This is a genomic window from Actinomyces graevenitzii C83 (assembly GCF_000239695.1).
GTDB classification, from domain to species: Bacteria; Actinomycetota; Actinomycetes; order Actinomycetales; family Actinomycetaceae; genus Actinomyces; species Actinomyces graevenitzii.
Genome location: NZ_JH470338.1, coordinates 1,733,322 through 1,752,213 on the forward strand (window position 1 = coordinate 1,733,322; position 18,892 = coordinate 1,752,213).

General features: G+C 60.6%; 14 protein-coding genes, 1 tRNA gene, 1 other RNA gene and 1 pseudogene. 8 read left to right on the forward strand and 9 right to left on the reverse strand.

Annotation, left to right across the window (positions count from 1 at the left end; genetic code table 11):
• Window positions 1–72: 72 nt before the first annotated feature.
• Window positions 73–455, reverse strand: a pseudogene (locus HMPREF0045_RS10195) (terminase); the annotation flags it as partial.
• 33 nt (window positions 456–488) lie between these two features.
• Between HMPREF0045_RS10195 and HMPREF0045_RS07335 the strand changes: the two are divergent.
• Window positions 489–974: a hypothetical protein gene (locus HMPREF0045_RS07335; RefSeq protein ID WP_040315781.1), complete on the forward strand. Its 486-nt coding sequence runs from the start codon at window positions 489–491 to the stop codon at window positions 972–974.
• A gap of 224 nt (window positions 975–1,198) precedes the next feature.
• Here the strand turns inward: HMPREF0045_RS07335 and HMPREF0045_RS07340 are convergent, their stop codons facing one another.
• The 5 genes from HMPREF0045_RS07340 to HMPREF0045_RS07360 form a co-directional block, all read right to left on the reverse strand.
• Window positions 1,199–1,384 (reverse strand): hypothetical protein, encoded by a 186-nt coding sequence (locus HMPREF0045_RS07340; RefSeq protein WP_040315782.1) that lies wholly within the window; start codon window positions 1,382–1,384, stop codon window positions 1,199–1,201.
• A gap of 37 nt (window positions 1,385–1,421) precedes the next feature.
• Complete coding sequence (locus HMPREF0045_RS07345; RefSeq protein ID WP_005986989.1) at window positions 1,422–1,991, reverse strand: PH domain-containing protein; 570 nt, start codon at window positions 1,989–1,991, stop codon at window positions 1,422–1,424.
• A gap of 366 nt (window positions 1,992–2,357) precedes the next feature.
• Window positions 2,358–2,747 (reverse strand): large conductance mechanosensitive channel protein MscL, encoded by a 390-nt coding sequence (gene mscL / locus HMPREF0045_RS07350; protein WP_005986990.1) that lies wholly within the window; start codon window positions 2,745–2,747, stop codon window positions 2,358–2,360.
• 48 nt (window positions 2,748–2,795) lie between these two features.
• The gene (locus HMPREF0045_RS07355; protein WP_005986991.1) at window positions 2,796–3,671 is read right to left on the reverse strand and encodes an SAF domain-containing protein; all 876 of its coding nucleotides are present in this window, start codon (window positions 3,669–3,671) and stop codon (window positions 2,796–2,798) included.
• A gap of 403 nt (window positions 3,672–4,074) precedes the next feature.
• Window positions 4,075–4,680, reverse strand: a complete 606-nt coding sequence (locus HMPREF0045_RS07360) for a 5-formyltetrahydrofolate cyclo-ligase (protein ID WP_005986992.1) — start codon at window positions 4,678–4,680, stop codon at window positions 4,075–4,077.
• A gap of 93 nt (window positions 4,681–4,773) precedes the next feature.
• On the opposite strand from HMPREF0045_RS07360, the gene HMPREF0045_RS07365 reads away from it, so the two are divergent.
• The 5 genes from HMPREF0045_RS07365 (at window position 4,774) to HMPREF0045_RS07385 (ending at window position 10,126) form a co-directional block, all read left to right on the forward strand.
• On the forward strand, window positions 4,774–5,988 hold the full coding sequence (locus HMPREF0045_RS07365) for a molybdopterin molybdotransferase MoeA (RefSeq protein ID WP_005986993.1): 1,215 nt from the start codon (window positions 4,774–4,776) through the stop codon (window positions 5,986–5,988).
• A gap of 291 nt (window positions 5,989–6,279) precedes the next feature.
• Complete coding sequence (locus tag HMPREF0045_RS07370) at window positions 6,280–7,377, forward strand: hypothetical protein (RefSeq protein WP_005986995.1); 1,098 nt, start codon at window positions 6,280–6,282, stop codon at window positions 7,375–7,377.
• Between the two features lie 84 nt (window positions 7,378–7,461).
• Window positions 7,462–7,537, forward strand: a tRNA-Ala gene (locus HMPREF0045_RS07375).
• A 753-nt stretch (window positions 7,538–8,290) separates the two neighbouring features.
• Window positions 8,291–9,595, forward strand: coding sequence for a methyltransferase domain-containing protein (locus HMPREF0045_RS07380; RefSeq protein WP_005986997.1), 1,305 nt, complete (start codon window positions 8,291–8,293; stop codon window positions 9,593–9,595).
• Window positions 9,596–9,787: 192 nt separating this feature from the next.
• Entirely contained in the window at window positions 9,788–10,126 is a 339-nt protein-coding gene (locus HMPREF0045_RS07385) for a SemiSWEET family transporter (RefSeq protein ID WP_005986998.1), read from the forward strand.
• A 22-nt stretch (window positions 10,127–10,148) separates the two neighbouring features.
• Here the strand turns inward: HMPREF0045_RS07385 and HMPREF0045_RS07390 are convergent, their stop codons facing one another.
• A complete protein-coding gene (locus HMPREF0045_RS07390; protein ID WP_005986999.1) occupies window positions 10,149–11,558 on the reverse strand; it encodes a DUF4921 family protein in 1,410 nt (469 codons plus the stop codon).
• Between the two features lie 35 nt (window positions 11,559–11,593).
• Between HMPREF0045_RS07390 and HMPREF0045_RS07395 the strand changes: the two genes are divergently transcribed.
• The gene (locus tag HMPREF0045_RS07395) at window positions 11,594–13,165 is read left to right on the forward strand and encodes a cation:proton antiporter (protein ID WP_005987001.1); all 1,572 of its coding nucleotides are present in this window, start codon (window positions 11,594–11,596) and stop codon (window positions 13,163–13,165) included.
• A gap of 335 nt (window positions 13,166–13,500) precedes the next feature.
• Here the strand turns inward: HMPREF0045_RS07395 and HMPREF0045_RS11075 are convergent, their stop codons facing one another.
• Both HMPREF0045_RS11075 and HMPREF0045_RS11155 read right to left on the reverse strand, forming a co-directional pair.
• Window positions 13,501–13,890, reverse strand: a complete 390-nt coding sequence (locus HMPREF0045_RS11075) for a hypothetical protein (RefSeq protein ID WP_005987004.1) — start codon at window positions 13,888–13,890, stop codon at window positions 13,501–13,503.
• A 198-nt stretch (window positions 13,891–14,088) separates the two neighbouring features.
• Complete coding sequence (locus HMPREF0045_RS11155; protein ID WP_005987006.1) at window positions 14,089–18,663, reverse strand: DUF4011 domain-containing protein; 4,575 nt, start codon at window positions 18,661–18,663, stop codon at window positions 14,089–14,091.
• Window positions 18,664–18,757: 94 nt separating this feature from the next.
• On the opposite strand from HMPREF0045_RS11155, the gene ffs reads away from it, so the two are divergent.
• Window positions 18,758–18,847, forward strand: an RNA gene (gene ffs, locus HMPREF0045_RS10200) — signal recognition particle sRNA small type.
• Window positions 18,848–18,892 lie beyond the last annotated feature (45 nt).

Here is an 18,892-nt window from a genome sequence, read left to right on the forward strand (position 1 = left end):
GCCCAAAAGGGGGATTCCCTGCTTCCCAGCGCTTGATACTTTTCGACGTTGTTTCCGTGTGGGTGCGGTCTGGGTGCAGTTGGCTTTGACGATGTCGAAAATCTCGTACCACAACACATTCGCCTGCTTCTGAAAACTCTGCGACATGGCCACAAACGGGGACGCGATCGCAGCACCCGTTGTCGGGTGCTTACCCAACAGCCCGAAATCGGAAATGGCTTTCTCGCATTGGATGAACCGCACGAACGACTGCGCATAGGCCTCCAGCAGACGCTTTGAAACGAACTGCGCGCAGCCTTTGTCGGTGTCGGTACTGGTGAAGTCATAGGGCTCGGGCATCTCATCGGTAGCCAGGATTCTGTCGGTGCGGCCGTCAGCCAGGCGGTCTGCCAAGGGCTCGGGTTTGGTGCCTGCGCGGACGCGGCGTCGCCCCGGTTCGTGCCATCACGAGCCATGCTTTCTCCAGGGTGTTGTGGTCTCATAGAGGTATGGAACAGGTACGGCAACTGCTGCGAGAAGCTTTAGGGGCGCTCGAGAAGGCTTTGTCGCCTCAGGGCGTCCAGGTGCTGAAGTTTGGGCTGCTTTTCGCTGTGCTGGTGGCTATCGACTGTTGGCTTATCGCAAACCAGCACGCAGTTTTTATCGAGAGTGGAAAAAATGTCGGGCCACTGCGTGAGATAACGTGGTTTGGTCTAGTGCTGCTCGATATTAGTGGAGTCTTGAATGTTCTTGGCTACGCAGCGATTGCTAACCGCAAGCTTTTCACGACATTGAGGCTGCCCTCCATTATCGTCTTGACGGTGCTCACGGCAGCGGCGAGTGTTGGGCCTGTAGTAGAAGGCCGGCTAGCGTACTACCTCCACGACGGCAGAATTGTCTACTTGGCTTATCCCATAATCGTGTCAGTCGCAACGGTGCTTACGCGGTATTTCTGGTTCCGAAGGAAGAGGCAGTTGGGTGCGGCGGAAGGATGACTCTTCGGCCGCACCCAACTTGATCTTCCCCTTAGCGTGATCGCGCCAACAGGTATCCAGCCAACGCGTTGCAACAAGCCTGGCGCTCTTCTTCAGTCGAATCTCCAGCAAGTTCGAGTAGTCCAGCCCCCCAAATGTGTGTACTGAAGCTATTCATAGCATTCCAGATACTTGCAGCTAATGCCGTTTGGGAGGAGTAGTCCAACTCATCAGCCTCGCTAGGATCAGAGCCGATGAGTGCGTTGGCGGCGCTGGCGGTTATCAATCCGCTCCAGGTGCGCCATGATCCTCTCCTCTGCCCCGTGGGGGTTGAACCCACCACCAGGCATCCCATCCAGCTTGGGTGAGCTGGCGGTGGGGATATCTTCGGCGATGGCCTGGGCGCGGCAGGCCTGCGCGGTCGACCCCACGCCACGACCCCACAGTGTCTAGCCTGCTGCTATGTAATCAGCCCTCGACGCGAGCACCCGGTCCGGCCGGAGCCTGCGGATCTGCGGGGCGATCGTAACCACCGGCGGCGCGGTCGTCGGCGTCGGCGTCAGTCTCAAAGAGCATGTTGGCCAGGCGCACGTGCACGGTCTCAATCTTGGGGATGTCCTCTAGGCGCACCGGCTTTTCGGCACTGGTTTCCAAAATCAGTGTGCCGCAACCGAAAATGCGGTCAGTCCAGCCGCGCTCGTAACGGATGTCAGAGATACGCGATAGGGGGATGTCGTGACCGTCTTTGTTGAAAATGCCCTTGCGGGTGATGATGCGGCGGTTGGTGATGGTGAAGGTTTTATTTAGCCACTCCAGCCAGGGGATGATCATTAGCGGGAAAGCCACGATAAGCGCCAGGATCCAGACTGCGTAAAGTCCCCAAGGCTGCCACGACTGCGGTGCAATTACGCTGGCGATGATGGCTACGATAATGAGTAACACGGTGCCCAAGATGCGCCAACCCAGTACTTTGGGGTGGGTGTGCATGTGGTCAACTACGTACTCGCCGGCGGATAGATGTTTTTTAGGAAACGCCATAGCTTCATCTTTGCAGACCCTCGCCTTAGTGTCACTTGCTTAGGCCGGAAAATTTTAGGTGCGGGCGCAGCTTGGTAGTGGAGCTTGACGGCGGTGCCTTGGCGACCAGCTGGTTGTGTGCAGGGTGGCTGCGTGGGTCGACGGCGTCAGGCTGGTGGCGGCATGTGCCGATGGGGTGCGGCGTGAAACCGGGAGTGGTTAAGGGTGTAGGAGGCTAGATGGATGAGATGGATGGGTTACAAATACTGAAAAATCGTCCCTTGCCTATAAAACCCCATGAATTTTTTATAGGCGAGGGACGATTTTGTATGTACCTGTGTGTACTTGTATGTACTTGTATGTACTTGTGTGTATGCGAAGAGAAGATCAGTTCTGCTTGGCCAGCAGGTCGCGGATCTCGCTGAGCAGCTCGGTCTCGGTGGGAACGGCCGGAGCTGCGGCTTCCTTGGCAGCCTTGCGCTCGCGCATCTTGTTCATGGGCAGCACGATGCAGAAGTAAACAGCGGCGGCCACCAGCAGGAAGTTGATGCCCTGGGTCAGGATGGCGCCGGGCTGGATGTATTCCTTGGAGCTGGGGTCAATCTTGAACTGCAGCACAGAGTCGAAGTTCGGGGAACCGATTAGCTGAGCCAGGATGCCCATGATGAAAGCGGTTACCTTGTCAACGATCGGCTTGAAAGCGTTACCGATAATAACGGCGACGGCAAGGTCGACCACGTTGCCCTGAGAAATAAAGTCGCGGAAGCCCTTAAGCATGGTTTTCCCCCCTGAAGTTTTAAGTGAAGTGGGTGTGCCTACCCCGTTTCAGGGTCTGAGCACTATTGAAAGCGGGCCCTGGGAAGCCGCGCCGCATAAAAGCGTAGCCTCAGTTTCCTTAACTGCAAACGTTATTAGTCTCATAGTCCCTTGTGTTTGGGTGAGATTCGCTTTGTTTGGCGGCTCTACATCAACAATTGTGACTTTCCGCGCCAATACCTGCGCCCCCACCTTGGAGTATGCGCCGTCACTAGAAACCACCCCGCCATTAGTGGTACCGTCCACCGAACCCACAATGTCCACCTGCTGGCCTATACGCGCCAGCTGCGAGCCGGTTTGTATCTGCAACTGCACCACCCGCTGCTGCTTGCCTAGATGTGAGAGCGCCGGCCCGGTAAGCATTGATTCAATCAGTGCTGTGCCTTTGGGTAGGTCAATGCTCAGTTTTCGGCCCACTGGGGAGGTGCGTACCGCTTGCGGTGGCGAGGTTGGCAGGTTGCTTAGGACGACGTCGCTGCTGCTGATCACTTGCCCCAAAGACATATCCGTGCGTATTACCCACACTTTTGCCTGGCTGGGGTTAGTTAGTGCCTGGGCTGCTAGTAGCGCGCATAAAAGCACAGCTAAGGCGGTAATTAGCCGCCGGTGCAGCCACAGCTGGCCGCGCCAAGAGGCCCTAGCTAATTGGCTGAGCCCCTGATTGACCTGCCCGGATGCTGGCTTAGCCCTTTGCTGGAGGCCGTCACGGAGCTGGTCAGTACTAGTCTGTCCGGGTGCAAGCTGGGGCCCTTGGCTATCAGCCCAGCTGAGCGACGAGGGCTCCTTAAACCCTGAGTTAAAGCGCAGGCTAAAGCTGCGCTGGGGCTCATCGAGTTCCTGGTTGAGTCCCGGGCAGTGAGCGGCAGGGCCGGTTTTGCGTTGCATGATTCAAGTGTTGAGCATTTAGTCCAGCGCCTGCCTGGCGACTGTGGATAGGTGGCATTCAGGAAATTTTTTATCCACAGGCGCGCAAAACCGCCTCGCAAAGCGCTGCCCGCCGCGGCGTCACCGGCAAAGAGTCGCCAGCACCGCCCTAAAGCAGCGTCGCCAAAGCCGCAGCGCAGTGCGCAGGCAGGCGCCTACGGTGTGGCCCTACTCCGTCGTCGGCAAAAGGCCCCTACGCCGTCGTCGGCAAAAAACACCCCGCGCCCAAGAACTTACGTTCCAAGGACGCGGGGATAGTGTGCGGGCGCGCTGTTAACGGGGAGCTCTCAGCGCCGGCCGGGACCCAGGCAAGAGCAGCCCGCAGGCGAGGGCCAACATAAGAGCAGCCCGCAGGCGAGGCCCACTAGAAGCGGGTGATGCCTTCCGTGGTGATAATGCCGCTAACCGGGCGGTCAAACTCGGCAGTGGGTAGGACCGTGTCGGTCAGATACTCGTTGGGGTGCAGTAGCGCGAAAGTTTCCACACCAGGGTTAACCAGCGGCAGCATTCGGTCATACCAGCCGCCACCTTGACCCAGGCGGTTGCCGTGCGCATCAACTGCCAGCGCCGGCACCAATACGCTTTGCACCAGCGTGATAGCGGCAGGCCCCAGCACCAGGCCAGAAGGCTCGGGGGGACGGCCGGGAGCGCGGGTAGCCAGATCATCGCTACCACGGAACCAGCCCCAACTGCGCGACAGGTGGGGCCCAAGCACAGGCAGGAGCACCTGCACACCGGCGGCGTACAGCTCATCAATAAGTAGACGAGTACAGGGCTCGTCTCCTACAGACACATAGGCGGCCACGGCCTGAGCGCCGTTTAAAGCCTGAAAGACGTTTTCGGCCAAAGCCGCACAACGGGCGTCGTGGCGGCGGGACGGGTGGCTGTACGCAGCGCGCGTGCGGCGAAGCTTGTAACGCAGGTGGTCCTTAAGATCGTCAACGTCCAATCCGACTACGGTGTCGGTCATTGAGTTCCCTTCACTTGATCCGGTTTCTCGTACTTCCAGGGTACCCTAAAAGTATCCCTAAGTGTCGCGCCACTGACCCCACAGGAGTTTCAAATGCGTACCGTCGCTGAACATTTATCGGCCTGCCTTGAGGTAGCCCACGCTGCTGAGCCGCTTGACGTGGTACTTTCCGACGCCGTGGGCACGGTGCTAGCTGCAGATATCGTTTCTGACGTGGATATGCCCCCCGCGAACCTGGCCGGTTTAGACGGTTACGCGGTGCGCGCCAAGGACTGCGTCAGCGCCTCCCCGGCCACGCCGGTGGTGCTGGATGTGATCGACGCCGTCCGCGCGGGGGATGTGCGCCGCACCCATCTTGTGCCCGGCACTGCGGTGCTGATTGACTCTGGTGCGCCCATGCCGATCGGGGCCGACGCCGTGGTTCCCTGGCAGTTCACCGACCGGGGTGAGGCGCAGGTGACCATTAACCGCAAGGTCAATGCTGGCCAGCGGGTGCGCATGTTGGGTGAGGACGTTGAGGCCGGCGCTACCGTGCTTTCTAAGGGCAGCCGAATTGGGGCGCGCCAGGTGGCGCTGCTGGCTTCGCTGGGTCACCAGCGCGTGGCGGTGCACCCGGTGCCGCGCGTGGTGGTGGTTTCTATTGGCGACGAGCTGATTGAGCCCGGCCAGCGCGCTGAGCCGGGGGACGTGTATGACGCTAACGGTCACGCCCTGTCCACAGCGGTGGCCGACGCCGGCGGGCAGCCTTTCCGAGTGAGTGCCGTCCCCGACGAGTACCACGCCCTTACCGAAACCCTGGAGGACCAGCTGGTGCGTTCTGACCTGCTGATCACCACCGGTGGTTTGAGTGTGGGTCAGGGTGACACGGTTAAAGAGGTGCTCTCACCGCTGGGCACGGTGCGTTTTGACACGGTGGCGATGAGCCCGGGACGCCAGCTGGGTGTGGGCACGCTAGGTGACGGTATTCCGGTGTTTTGTCTGCCCGGTGACCCGGTCAGCGCCCAGATGGCTTTTGAAGTGTTTGTGCGCCCGGTGCTGCGCTCAATTGCGGGCTGGCAGGACATTCACCGCCCCTCACTGCCGGCGGCGGTTTCTACATCCTGGTCTAGCCCGGCGGGGATGCGTGAATTTGTGCCGGTGCAGCTAGCTGGCGCCCCCAGCACTGGCTATCAGGCCCACCCCACCCAGGCTCCAGGGGTGCAAACTATTTCTGGTCTGGCCTATGCAAATGCTATTGCGGTAGTGCCCGAAGAAGTTACGCAAGTTAATGCTGGGACGCAATTGCATTGCCTACTTTTAGATATGTAACGCAATAGTAACGACACGCCGCGAAACTTCCGGATGCCTCCTGTATAAACCCTTACTTTTAGTCGTATGGTGTTTCAGGCGGTTCTTGGTTTTGCGCTGGCGGGCGCAATCTCGTTCTATTTGCTGCCACATTTGCGCAGGCGCGATAGGCTTGCAGTCTACTCGCATGACCAGGATCGCTACTCGCCCTACCTACGTGTGTTAAATACGGCTATGGCGGCTGGTAAAACTCCAGGTCACGCGAATAATAATGATATTGCTAGGCTGATTTTTAGCCCGGAGGTGAAGGTCATGAATCGACCTGCCGTGAGGAACGTGCGTGCCGCGCGCCTGGAGCGTGATTTAGCGAAGGCAAAGCGGGCTCAGGCTGCTCACCAGGCCAAGGCTTCAGCTGCTGCCAAAACTCGCCGCATCCTGATGGGGTCTTTAGCCGGCGTAACTGTGCTTCTAGGGGTTTTAGCTGGGGTCTTTACTTGGCCTTGGTTTGTGGTTTTGCCGACGGCGGCCCTGCTTGCGGCCGCTATGGTTGGTGACGTGCGCGTACGTCGTGTTAGCGCCAAAAATGATGCTGCCCTGGCTGTGCGGGTAAGCCAGCTGGAGGAGCAGCTTGAAGGCGTAGGCCGATCCGCCAAGACCGTCAAGGAAGCTAAAGCTAAGCGCGAGGCTGAGATTGCCGCTCGTAAGGCGAGTGTGGAAGCTGCCCGCCGCGAGGCGGCTCGCCTGCGTGAGCAGGAGGCTGCCGCTGCCCGTAAGGAGCTGGCTGAGCAGGAGCGCCGGGCCCACGAAAGCGCCGAGGAAACCGATGTGCGCCAGCGTGAGCAGGTAGCTAAGGTTAAGGACCAGCTGGTGCGGGAAGCTAAAACCGCCACTGAAGCTAAGTACTTGGCGCGCCTAAACAAGCAAGCTGAAGCTAAGCAGGCTGTTGCTAAGGCTGCCGCTTCGGCCGCTAAGCCGGCCGCTAAGCCGGCCACCCAGGTTGAGCCGGCCGCCAAGCCTGCCCCGACTGTTGCCAAGCCGGCCGCCTCGGCTACTGCGTCTGCTTCGGCTGTTGCCAAGCCAGTCTCTGCCGCTAAGGTGACTTCCGCTGACAGCGCTGGCGACGTCGTCGAGACTGCCAAGGCTGCCCCCAAGGCCGCTAGCGCCACCAAGTGGGAACCGGTGAACGTGCCCGCCCCCAGCTACACCATGGCTGCGCGTGGGCCGCGTCGCCGGGTTGTAGAGGCTGAGGCGGACTTCAACTCAGCCAAGGAAGTAACCGGCGTGGTTAACCCGGTACGTCCCTCCACCGCGCCGGCTAACGTGTCGCTGGATGTGGAGTCTGTGGCTGGAGACTTCAAGCCGATCGACCTCGATGCTGTCTTGGAGCGGCGTCGCGCGGCGGGTGAATAAGCAGGCGGCGGGTGAGTAAGCCGCCAGGGCATGGCTCGCAGAATTTACGCGGGCCGCGCGCTGTGCTAAGCTAAACCCGCCCATGGGGCTATGGCGCAGTTGGTAGCGCGTCTCGTTCGCAATGAGAAGGTCAGGGGTTCGAATCCCCTTAGCTCCACCAAACAGACGATCCGACCTGGAAACCAGGTCGGATTTTTTGTTGTCCAAGGCTGGCTGAGTTGTTACCCAAAGGTTGGCTTTTTGTTGCCTAAAGGGCAACCGAGGTGGGCCATAAGCACTGAAGGCCCACTATGGGGCAGACACAAAGCGCACGATTGCTGCCAAGTGCATCGCCAATACCTGGCTAATACCCGATCAATAACCGGCTAGTTCTTACCAAAGTAAAAGCCCCAGTATTTAAGATCCGGCATCTCTGGGCAAAAGTTCTAATTGTTTACTTTTAGGTCTTTAGGACTAAAGCGGATAAACCTATAGCTTTGTAAATATAAGCATTGTTTATGATGACTTCGTAAAAAGCTTAAGAAAATGCCGAGGGCCGCACGTTTCACGTGCGGCCCATCGCCAATGAGGTTCCTCAACCCGTGTTCCCAGATCGGGGAGGGCGCCTCCTTCGCCAGAACGTTCACTGTAGGCTCCCTTAAACCTCAGTCCAACTAGCTCTCGGCCGGTCATCAGGCTCCCCAACCCTCGCGACCGCTAACCTCTGGCGGTAGTAAGAATTTAACCCCCTCTGCCTGTAAGAACACCCCTGGGCAAGCTGTGAATTTCCTGGGAAATTTAAATAGCGTTCCCAGGTTTCTGCAAAAGCGAATTTGACCTGGATAAACGTCAAAAAGTCCGACTACATACAAAGTAAAGTTTTTATCTCTCAACGCAACTTCGTGCAGCATACTGAGCCTGTAGGCTTGTAACCGTGCTCTGTCAGCTCCACGACGCCTCCCTGTGTCGCTCCTGCCCCAACCTTGATCTACCCCTGGCGCAGCAGCTGCAATTAAAGCAATCTGCGGTGCAAGCCACACTTGCCGGCCAGGTTGAGGCGGCCGCCTGGCTTGAACCTTTCGCCAGCGCCCCCAGCCACTTCCGCAATAAAGCCAAACTGGCGGTTTCGGGCGCAACCCATGCCCCGGCGCTGGGGCTAGTTGACCGTTTCGACAACGGCACGGATTTAACTTCCTGCCCGCTGCATGTAAACGAAATTAAAGCCGCACTAGCCCCGTTAACTCGCGCAATTACCCGTATGGGGCTGCAGCCCTACTCGATCGTCAAGCGGCGCGGGGAGCTTAAGCATGTGCTGGTTACTGCCTCGGCTAACGGCCAGCTGATGGTGCGTTTCGTTTTGCGCTCGACGGCGCAGTTGCCGGCTATCCGTAAAGGTGCACCCCGCCTGCAAAGCGAGCTGCCCGGCTTGCGGGTGCTGTCGGTAAATATTCAGCCCCGCCCGGCCGCAATCTTGGAGGGCGAGCGCGAAATTATTTTGAGCCAGGACTCAACCCTGGACATGCCGCTGTATCTGCCGGAACTGGGGGCGGACGGCGTCGTCGTAAATAACAAAAAAAGCGTCCTGCCGCTGGTGCTGCCCCCGCAGTCATTCTTCCAAACCAACAGTGGCGTGGCCGCCGGGCTCTATGCCCAAGCCCGCGCCTGGGCGCGCGACTATGCGGGTGGTGGCGTCTTGACGGGCGCTGAGGCTGAGCGAGAAGGGGCTGGTGGACAAGCTGGCGCCTTGACGGGTGAGCCCGGGGCTGACGGGGCGTACCCTGACGCAATCCAAAGCAGCCAGTCGATTTGGGATCTGTACTGCGGCGTGGGCGGCTTTGCCCTGGCCCTAGCCCAGCCCGGTGCGCAGGTGCTGGGGGTGGAAGTTTCTGCCCCTGCCATCGATGGCGCCCGCGCGGCCGCCGCCCAGCTGGGCCTGACTAGCCCGCAGGTTCGCTTTGAAGCAGGCGACGCCTCCGTGCTGGATGCCTCGGGCCAGGTCTATGGTCACGACAAGCCTGATCTATTAGTAGTTAACCCACCCCGGCGCGGCATTGGTGAACTGGCGGCCTCAATTGAAGACAGCGGCATTCAACGAGTGCTGTATTCCTCCTGCAATCCGGCCTCACTGACCAAAGATTTAGAGGTAATGAGTAGCTATCGGGTACGCCGGGCGCGGTTGTTCGACATGTTCCCTCACACCAATCACGCTGAAGTGCTAGTTGAATTAACTCATAACTAGGCTTTGCGCCTGCTTGCAGTGCTGGCAGGCTGATAAAAGTGCAGCTCAGCGCCCATATGAATAGTGCTTAGAGGTTGCTGACTTGGGTATTTCCTATTGAATTACAGGCTGAATGTGATCTGTTCCACTCGCATTCAGTCTGACTAATTCCCTAATATGTTCGGAACCAAAGATCTATAGATAAGGAATGTTATGTCTAAGCAAGCCGAATCCTCAAAGGATGAAAAGAACGCGCAAGCCGCTTCTGAGCCGGAAGTTCGCTCTGGTTTGGCGCTGACCGTTAAGCAGGAAAAGGTCCTGGGGTGGGTTGCTACCTTCATGGCCGTGTGCATGTACGTTGCCTACGTTCCTCAGATCGTGAGCAACCTCAACGGCCAGGCCGGTAACCCGCTGCAGCCTCTGGTAGCTGCAATCAACTGCAGCCTGTGGGTGTACTACGGCCTGTTCAAGCCTTCTCGTGACCTGCCGCTGGCAGCCGCTAACGCCCCCGGCATTTTCTTCGGCCTGGCTGCCTTCGTCACCGCGCTGTAAGACGCAGAGTTACTAGACGGTGTCAGGCCCTGCCGTATTGCAGATAGGGCTGCTCGCATTCGTCACCAATGCGGATGCCCGGCGCCAATGCCCCGGCTTGGCTAGCGCGCAGCTGTTCCAACTCGCGCACCACCCGCTCGCGTAGCGAACGCGGATCAATAGTGTTCAGGTAAATCTTGGTGGCGCCCTCAAAACCCGCCAAAGTGGAAACACGCCACTTAAGCACCACCCGCCAAGGCATTTCCTTAGCCACGCCCGGGGCGCGGTAATGCCACTCCTCGTTTAGTGGTACCTGCGTGCCCGTAGCCTGGTGTAGGGCGTGCACCAAATCAGAAACCGCATCCACCTGTTCGGGCTCCATCAGCCACGGCTCAGAGACCGGCCCGGTGGAGTAGACCTCCAACGAGGGGTAGCGGTGACCCACCCCAGCCAGGGCCACGGCGCCGTCGTTAGCGGCCACAACCAAACCCGCCCGGTAAGCCCAATCCACAAAATCGCGGTAAATATTTCCGTTAGCGTTCACTCGGGCAATTTCAGCCTGCAAGCTAGCCCCCAGCGAATCCACGCCCACCACCTGTTTGTGCAGGTGATCGAAGCTAGCGCCGGCCGGGCGCAGCCAGTTCTGGAACACGGCCACATACTTAACGTGCTTGTTTTGCAGGTACTGCGCGTGCATGGCGTTAACCGCCCACTGGGTCCACACGCGGTGCTCGGTCACGCTTAAAGTGGCGCTGCCAGCCAAGCCGGTAGTGTCGACGGCGTCATCGCGCCAGTGGCGGCGGGCCACCAACACATCATGGCTGCCCCCGAAAAAGCCGGCGCTGTGACGGCGAATGTCGCTCAGGTTCAGGTCGGCAATCTCTGCGTCGCCAGCTCCGGAGGCACGCAGCTTGGCGCTTACAATGGCGCGCAAATGCTCATATCCGGCGGCGTCAGCCAGGTAGTTTTCGAGCCGGTCACGGCAGCGCTCAGGCAGCTCAAAACCATAGTTAGCTTGCCAATAATTGAACGGTAAAATCTCAAAAAGGTTGGGGATACGCCGAAATTCGGCTACGCTCTGATCTAAATATTCAGGCAGCAAGCCAAAAAACGTGTGCCAAGTGTCGCCTGCCCCGGCGTCGGCACCCAGCCTGGCGTTGGCCCCAGAGGCCTTAGTCCTCGCTCCGGCGTCGGCGCTAGCGGCGTCGTCGTCCTTAACCGAGGCAAAACGCACGATACGGGCATATTCAGGCGGCGTCTCCAGATAACGGCCGCTACAAAAAGCACAAGTGTGAGTGTGCATGTGGGAACTGAGAGGACGCACCTCAACCTGAGGCAGGCGCAAGGGGCGGTTAGCGCGGCCGGGTACAGTCCACACTTCCGTGCCAGTGAAAGGGCTAAGCTGTTTGACAGTACCGTCACAAAGACGGCGCAGGTAGGGGTGATCGTCCATGCCTCTATTGTGCCGGGTTTTAGATTGGAGGGAACATGCTAGGAGATGCCTTTGGGGCGCTGTTTTTAATCGCCACCGTAATATTTCTAGCGCCGCTCATTGCGCGGGCCATCCCAGGCGGGTTTGTGCCAGAAACTGTGCTTTTGCTGGCCGGTGGAATGGCCATGGGTGCGGCTGGCTTTACACTCACCGAGGCGGGCGAACCAATTTCCTTCCTGCGTGAACTGGGCGTGGGTTTCCTGTTCCTGCTGGCCGGTTATGAGCTAGACCTGGGGGAGCTGCGCGGCTCAGGCGGGCGCCACGCCATAGTGGGGTGGTTTGCTTCGCTGGGCTTGGCTTTCGCGGCGGTGATCGCCATGGGGGTGGGGTCAATTACTGATATGCGCGACGGCGCTATAGCCCTGGCTATTGCCATGACCTCCACCGCCCTGGGCACACTACTGCCGATTTTGCGCGAGCGCGGGCTGCTATCTACCTCAGTGGGTGCCGCCGTGCTAAACCATGGGGCGATTGGTGAAGTCGGCCCGATTGTGCTGATGGCGCTGCTGCTGGGAAGTCGCGCCACCTGGGCTTCGGCGCTGGTGTTGGCCGGCTTTGTGGCTATCACGGCGCTAATCATCGTGTTCAACGAGCGGGTTAAGCGGGCCGGTACGCGCCTGGTCGCGGCAATTCAGCGCGGGCAGCACACCACCGCCCAAACCACTATTCGCGCCGCCGTGTTGCTGCTGGTGGGGCTGTGTGCACTGGCTGAAGTGTTTGAGCTTGACGTGGTGCTGGGGGCGTTCGCGGCGGGAATTATTTTGCGCCGGGTGCTGCCGGAGGGCTCGCGGCCCTTTGAGGAAAAACTTGATGGTTTGGCCTATGGCTTCTTCATCCCGATTTTCTTTGTAACTTCAGGCATGACCATTACCGTGTCGAACCTGAGTGAAAAGATTGGCCCGATTTTGGGTTTCTTGGTGCTGCTGGTGGCCGTGCGCGGAGTGCCGGTGCTGCTGGTGAGCGCCGCTGAGCGCAAGCGCGACGGCTCGCGGGTGTTTAGCTGGCGTCAAAGCCTGCAGGTGGCCTGCTATTCCACCACCGCCTTGCCGATTATTGTGGCCGTGACCCAGGTGGCGGTTTCTGCCGGAACCATGACCCGCGATGTGGCTTCCACCTTGATTTTGGCTGGTGCCCTGTCTGTGCTGATTATGCCGACGGCGGCGCTGCCCTTGTCGCGGCACACCGATAAGCTGCCCCAAACCCAGACCATGGGCGTGGTGCAGGGGCCGGTGCGTGCCGATGGTTCCACCACTGCTAGCACGCAGGAAGAAGATGGTTACGCTGTTGGTCGTCCCAGCGACGGCGCCGAGGCGCAAGATGCCCCCGAAGTGCGTACTGCCTTGTACGTGCCCCCGCATGAGCGGGTTGACGCCGGCCGTGACGCCCTTGCCCAGGCCCAGGGTGAAACTGGCGTGGAATCTGGCGTGGAATCTGGCGGGCGCCTGGGCGGCGTGCAGGTGCGTCTGGGTGTGCTTTCGCACCGCCTGCAATGGCAGGGCGACGAACCAGTGCACTGGCAGCTGCGTAGGCGCATGGTCAAGCGCATAAACCGCCACCGCCATAAGTAGGCAGGTGCAAGTACAAACACAGGCAAAATACATACAAATACAGGCAAAATCATCCCTTCCCTATAAAAAATTCATGGGGTTTTATAGGGAAGGGATGAAATGTCAGTATCTGTAGTTCAAGTACTTATACTTTAGTTCAACAACTTATACTTTGACCAATTCTAGGCATTTTTGGTTGCCTCCAGGGTCGATGCCGGGGCCGACGACGGCGCCGGGACGCAGCCTCTGGGGCTGATGGCAATGCCGCCGAGGCTGACGACGTCGTCCGGGCCGCCGCCCGGCCAAACCGCCGCCCAGCTAGGACATCGCCCTACCAGGACACCGAACGGCCAAGCCTAGACGCCGTTGCCGTAGTGCGGCGGGACGTCACCTAACAGTCGCGCGTCATTGGCGTGCGCGGACGGATCCTCGCGGCGCAAATCTTCACGGCTCCAAGCTGGCCTTTCAGCATCCACCTTGCCCAGCGCCTCCTGCACAACCTGTTCAAGGTTGGCGCCCTCGGCCACCCGTTCGCGGTCCTTCGGCCCCAAATGCACTACGCGCCGACGCCGCCGCCCGGCTTGGTTGGGATGCCCGGCTTGGTTGGGATGCCCGGCTTGGGTGGGGGAAGTCTGAGCCAGTGGGGCCTCAGTGTGCCCGGCTGCGGAGGCTGTGCTGGTCGCCGCCGCAAAGGCAGGGTTTGCCTGATCGGCCGGTACGACTGCGCTGGCTGGTGCGCCCGGCACAGGCGCATCCGGCGCGGGCACGTCAGCTATAGGCGCGCCAGCGTCTGCACTGTTTTGGCTGGTAATTATGGTTCTCAGCTCGCTTGGTGGTGGACCGGTTGCGGCTGAGTTTAACTCAGATGCAACCGGGCCGGCTCAGTTGTGGAAAGTGCGGCGCAGCCGCGCCGATGCAGTTCGGTTGGCTTATGTCGCGGTGGCTCAGCTGCGGCCACGCTTGACGGCGTGGTGTAGCACTGCGTCCACGGTGGTGCCGCGTCGCTTGAGGGCCAGGGTTTCGCGTAGCTGCTCCACTTCCTCATCCTCGCTGCGTTCGACGCCGTCAGAGCGGATCCAGGACACCAGATCGTCAAGCTGGTCGTCACTGTAGGCCTGTAGCGGCAAGCCCTGGGCGATCGGCGGGCGCACATCACGCTCGCGTGCGTTGCCGGCCCCAGCACCGTCTCCGGCTCCAGCCGCATTGGTGCCGACGGCGCCCTGGCCAGCTCCTTCAGAACCCTGCCCGGCTGTGGCCGCGCTGTGGGCACTGGCCGCAGTCGCACTGTGGGCGCTGGCTGCGCTAGCGCCCTGATCGGCGCCGCTACCAGCAGCGTTAACGCCAGCGGCGCTGGAAGAGAGGCCAGGCGGGGGAGGAACCGGGCGCTCACCGGCCGTGCCAGTCCCGGTAGCGCCAGCCCCAGCCCCGGTGATGTGGCCACTGCGGCTGCCAAGCCCAGCGCCGGCCCCGGCAAGCCCACCGGCCGCGCCGGCCCCAAGCCCAGCCCCAAGCCCAGCACTAGCCCCATATCCGGCTGCCGCCGAGTCGCCGTCGTCGCTAATTAGCTCCGGAACCGCCTCGCCGTCGTCGCTGACACTTTGACGCTTATCAACAATGTCGAGCACCAACTGGCAGATGCGCTCAGCTTCAGCGGAAGGATCCACAAACACGCCAGCGCTAAAGGCCCGGTACACGGTCCAGCCGCGCCGCTCCAGACGCTCCACCCAGTAGCGCTCACGCATACGCACCGAAGGCTCATCCATATAAGCCTCGTCGTCGGTAAGCACCGCCACCAGCAGCTCATCGGGGTAGTCTGGGTGGCCCACAGCCAGCGGGATCGCCCCGGGGCCATCCGTGCCGTAACGCGGCACCACAGACAGGCCCATCTGGAAGCAGTGCAAAGCCAGATCCAGCAGCAGGCGGTCAGGGGCCTTACCGGCGTCGTCGAGAGGCAGCGGACCCACCTGGGCTCGCTCAAGCAGCTGACGCAGCAGACGCTCCCCAGCCCCATGCAGGCGCGAAGGGTCAATGTCGGCCGCGCTCAGGCAAGAAACCACAGTGGTAGTGCCGCGCGAAGCACACAGCGCCGCCACCAGCCCGCCGGCGCCGTCGCGAGTAGACAGCTGCCCGAAGGAGTGCACCAGGGAGCCGTTGGGGGTCTTGGCGTAACCCACCGCAATAATGATGTGGTCGCGGCGCAGACGGTAAGCCTGGCTGATATCCACCACCACAAACGGCTCGGACTTGTCGGCGTTAAAGAACTCCTCCAGGGCGGGAGAACCGTTAGTTTCGGCCGCCACCGCCGCGCGGATCGCCTCAGCATGACGCGAGTTGAGAGCCACCACAGCCAGGGACTGCTCCGGGCGGGTTAGGGCGGCGTCAATAATGTGATCGACGACGGCGTCCACCTCGGCACGTACCGTCTCCACCTCGTTGCGGCCCGGGGCGGGAGTGCCTCGCCCATCAACCGCAGTCAGGGTCAGGGTTTGGGCCCCCGGCGGGGAGGGGATCACGTCAATCACGTCGGCGTAACCATTAGCAGCCAGAAAGCGGGCAATCTCCGGGTCCAGGTTGTGGCGGGTGGTGGACAGCTGCACGTGCTGGAGCACCGGCGCCAAAACCCCAGCCACACCGTTATCAACCGCGTGGGAGTCACCCACCACCACCAGTTGCCGCGAGCGCGCCAAAGCCGGCACTACCTGGCTTAATGGCAGCGGGTAGGAGGCGTCAATGATCACCAAATCCACCTGGGTGGTGGGTTTAAGCACGCTGGGCACCAGCGAGGGCGGCACAATCCAAATCGGCTTGATGATTTTGGCCAGTGGGTAGGTGTCCAAAACGTCGCGCAGGGAGGCGTTGTCGCTGCGGCCCAGGGCTCGGTACAGGGCGCGGGCTTGTTCCTTGTCTGCCCCCACCTCTTGGCGCACGCGCATGGCGTAGGCCTGGGCTACCGGCGCGGCCAGGGTGTGTACCTGGTTGATGTCGGCTTGGCGCAGCTGGGAGGCCAGGTTGGCGAGGGCGGTGGTGTCTAGGCCACCCATGTCGGGGTCTTCCGCTAGGCAGTGGGCCAGGATGGAGGACCACCAGCAGTAGGTCAGCTCTTGTTCCAGGTACTGCTTGGGTACCTGACGCTGGGCCAGGTCCGCCACCAGGTCGGTTAGGCCGTAGTGTTCTAGCTGCTGCTCAATGCTGTTGATGCGGGGAATGTCTTTGGCGCTGGCTTCTTCAGTGTCCAGCTCGCGCAGCATCGAGTGCAGTTTCATGATGGGCATTTCCATCAGGTCCATGCCCTCAGCTGGTCCCTCCAGCAGCGGCGCCAGCTCAGAGAGCATCTGCTCGGTTTGGGCGGCGACGCGCTCCATTTCGTCTAGCCCCAGCGGTAGGCGCGGCCAGCCCCCTTCGCTAGAGTAGCGCTGCCACTGTTCCCGACGGCGCTGCACTAGTACCAGCTCAGAGTACAGGTCTTCGACTTGGCGGCCCGGGCGCACCAGAGAGCGGGCTTGTTTAATGAAACGACGCCGGTCAGAGCCGCTCATTTCTACGTGCTTGTCGCGGCGCCACTGCTTGGTGGCGGTGGCGATCACCATGTCTGCGGCGGAGCGTTCAAAAACTTCGGGCACAAACACGTCTAGGGATTCACGTACCCCGTCAAGCATGGCCAGCTGCTCATGCCACTGGCTCAGGTTCAAGGGGCGGTGTAGCTCAGTTTGGGTGATGGCGGAGCTGATCTGTTCACGCACCAGCGGCAGTAGCTCTGTGGCCAGCTCATGCACCTTAGAGACGGTGCGTTCAGCCATAATTGCACTGTTTAGCGGCACCTGCGACCAGGGGTTAGCAGGCCGATCCTTATCCAGTATCCCCAGGTCATAGGCCTGGGTGAGGATCTTGTTGGCGTTACTTAAACCCTGCATGTCAAGGTTAGCTAGGCCCGCAGAGCTGATGCGGGCACGGGTGCACGCATGGTTATCGCCGCTAGTGAGCTCCACCAGCTCATCTAGCGCCTCATACACCGACACGTTCCAGGGGTGACGGCGCTTGTGTAGCGCGTCCGCGTAGCGTTGCATCCGACGACGCAAAGACACCAGGTGAGCGCGGGTGGTGGCGATAGCCTCCACATCCACCTCAGGCACCTTCACGCCCATAGCTTCACGGATAGAGGCCGAAGCGTGACGCCTAAAAGCGCCGTCGACAGTTAAATCCAAAACCAAATCAGACAGGCCAGCATCGCGCAGCACCTGCGCCACAGCCCGCCCATCAGCCCCGGAGGCTGGAACATGCAGCACATGGCGGCCACTAGCGGCGGCGTCGGCCAAAATAGCGGCCAAAGTCGCGGGCACATCCACCCCGGGCGGGGCATCCAAAAGCAGCTGGGCGCCCGTGCCCACAGCCTCAATGGCATAGGCCTGGGAAGTGTCTAGATCCCCAATGCCGCGCTCATAGTCAGGGTCCAAATCCGCGCGGATCGCCGGCGGCAAATCAACATGCAAAGCGGCGCGGGCATGATCGTCCCCCAAAGCGGCGGCAATCAGCGGGTTAGTGCGCAGCAGCGGAATAACCGCCTCAAAGTCAGCCAGCAGGCTCTGGCCCGGGTGCACAAAAGCACCCACAACCAGGCGCTCGTGATACTCAAAGCCGGGCAGATACTCGCGCCCCAAACTGGCAATCCGGGTCAAAACCGCGCGCGGCGTGAACCCACCAGGGCTGATAGCAGCGCGAGCAATAGTTTCCACATCCACCTTGCAGCCATAAGCCTTAAGGGCCTTAACCAGCACCGGGTTAACCGTGATGGAAGAATCCAAGGTCAACGCACTCTGGGCGGTGTCAGTGCTCAGCCGCACCGGACGCAGCAAAATCGGGGCGTTAACCGTGCGCACCGGGCCGTCACCCACCTGCTCACTAAACTCAGCCACACCCAACGCCAAATGCACCGCAGCCTGACCAAACTGGCGTTGTAGCTGGTGCGAGCGGGTAGCCAGGGCGTTGAAAGAACGCTGCGCCACACTCAGAGAGGCGTTTTCGCGCACCAGGTTACGCAGGCGTGTAGTGCTGCCGCCGTAAAGCTGCGCCAAGCCCGTGGGGTGACCGTCAGTTAAGTCAATAACCGCCGCATCCAGGAAGCTAACATCGTCAAGGCTAGCTACTTCCCCCAGCGCGTTAAGCTCAGCCCGCCAGGACTTAATGGCAATATCTAGGGTTTCATCCAGGCTTAAAGGGGCGACGACGTCGTCCGCGTCAGTGCCGTCCGAAAAGTCTGTGGGGTCTACCTCAAGGCCAGAATGCTTACCAGAGCCAGAAAAACCGGCAGAACCGGCAGAACCAGCTGCGGAGGCGGCGTCGGGAACTGAAGCGGGGGAGGTGGCGCTCGCGGAGTGGGAGGCGCCCGAATGCGCCGATAGGGGCGCGTCAGTTTCGGTGGGCGCGCTGGTATCGCTTGAATCTGTGGCGAAGTAGCTCTCTTCCGCAGACGTGTCGGAATTGTGCCTACGATGGCGACCGAAAGAGAAGAAAGCTGGAGTCATGGCCCTAGATTAACTGGCTAAAGTTACCGCTCGGGGCAGGGCGCGCTAAAAAGTTGACTTTTGTTATGGGGCCTTAATGGGCTATAGTCGTGCGTGCCCCTCGTGTGGCGTTATCTCGTGAACTCCCCCAGGACCGGAAGGTAGCAAGGGTAAGCGGGCTCTGGCGGGTGCGCGAGGGGTTTTTGCTGCCCTTTTAGGCGTCGATCGCGGCGGACGGATTACGCTAGAC

Bases quoted from the DNA above. Each gene is read 5' to 3' on its own strand.
- HMPREF0045_RS07335 (WP_040315781.1), top strand. From the start codon at position 489: ATGGAACAGGTACGGCAACTGCTGCGAGAAGCTTTAGGGGCGCTCGAG.
- HMPREF0045_RS07345 (WP_005986989.1), bottom strand. From the start codon at position 1,991: ATGGCGTTTCCTAAAAAACATCTATCCGCCGGCGAGTACGTAGTTGAC.
- mscL (WP_005986990.1), bottom strand. From the start codon at position 2,747: ATGCTTAAGGGCTTCCGCGACTTTATTTCTCAGGGCAACGTGGTCGAC.
- HMPREF0045_RS07355 (WP_005986991.1), bottom strand. From the start codon at position 3,671: ATGCAACGCAAAACCGGCCCTGCCGCTCACTGCCCGGGACTCAACCAG.
- HMPREF0045_RS07360 (WP_005986992.1), bottom strand. From the start codon at position 4,680: ATGACCGACACCGTAGTCGGATTGGACGTTGACGATCTTAAGGACCAC.
- HMPREF0045_RS07365 (WP_005986993.1), top strand. From the start codon at position 4,774: ATGCGTACCGTCGCTGAACATTTATCGGCCTGCCTTGAGGTAGCCCAC.
- HMPREF0045_RS07370 (WP_005986995.1), top strand. From the start codon at position 6,280: ATGAATCGACCTGCCGTGAGGAACGTGCGTGCCGCGCGCCTGGAGCGT.
- HMPREF0045_RS07385 (WP_005986998.1), top strand. From the start codon at position 9,788: ATGTCTAAGCAAGCCGAATCCTCAAAGGATGAAAAGAACGCGCAAGCC.
- HMPREF0045_RS07390 (WP_005986999.1), bottom strand. From the start codon at position 11,558: ATGGACGATCACCCCTACCTGCGCCGTCTTTGTGACGGTACTGTCAAA.
- HMPREF0045_RS07395 (WP_005987001.1), top strand. From the start codon at position 11,594: ATGCTAGGAGATGCCTTTGGGGCGCTGTTTTTAATCGCCACCGTAATA.
- HMPREF0045_RS11155 (WP_005987006.1), bottom strand. From the start codon at position 18,663: ATGACTCCAGCTTTCTTCTCTTTCGGTCGCCATCGTAGGCACAATTCC.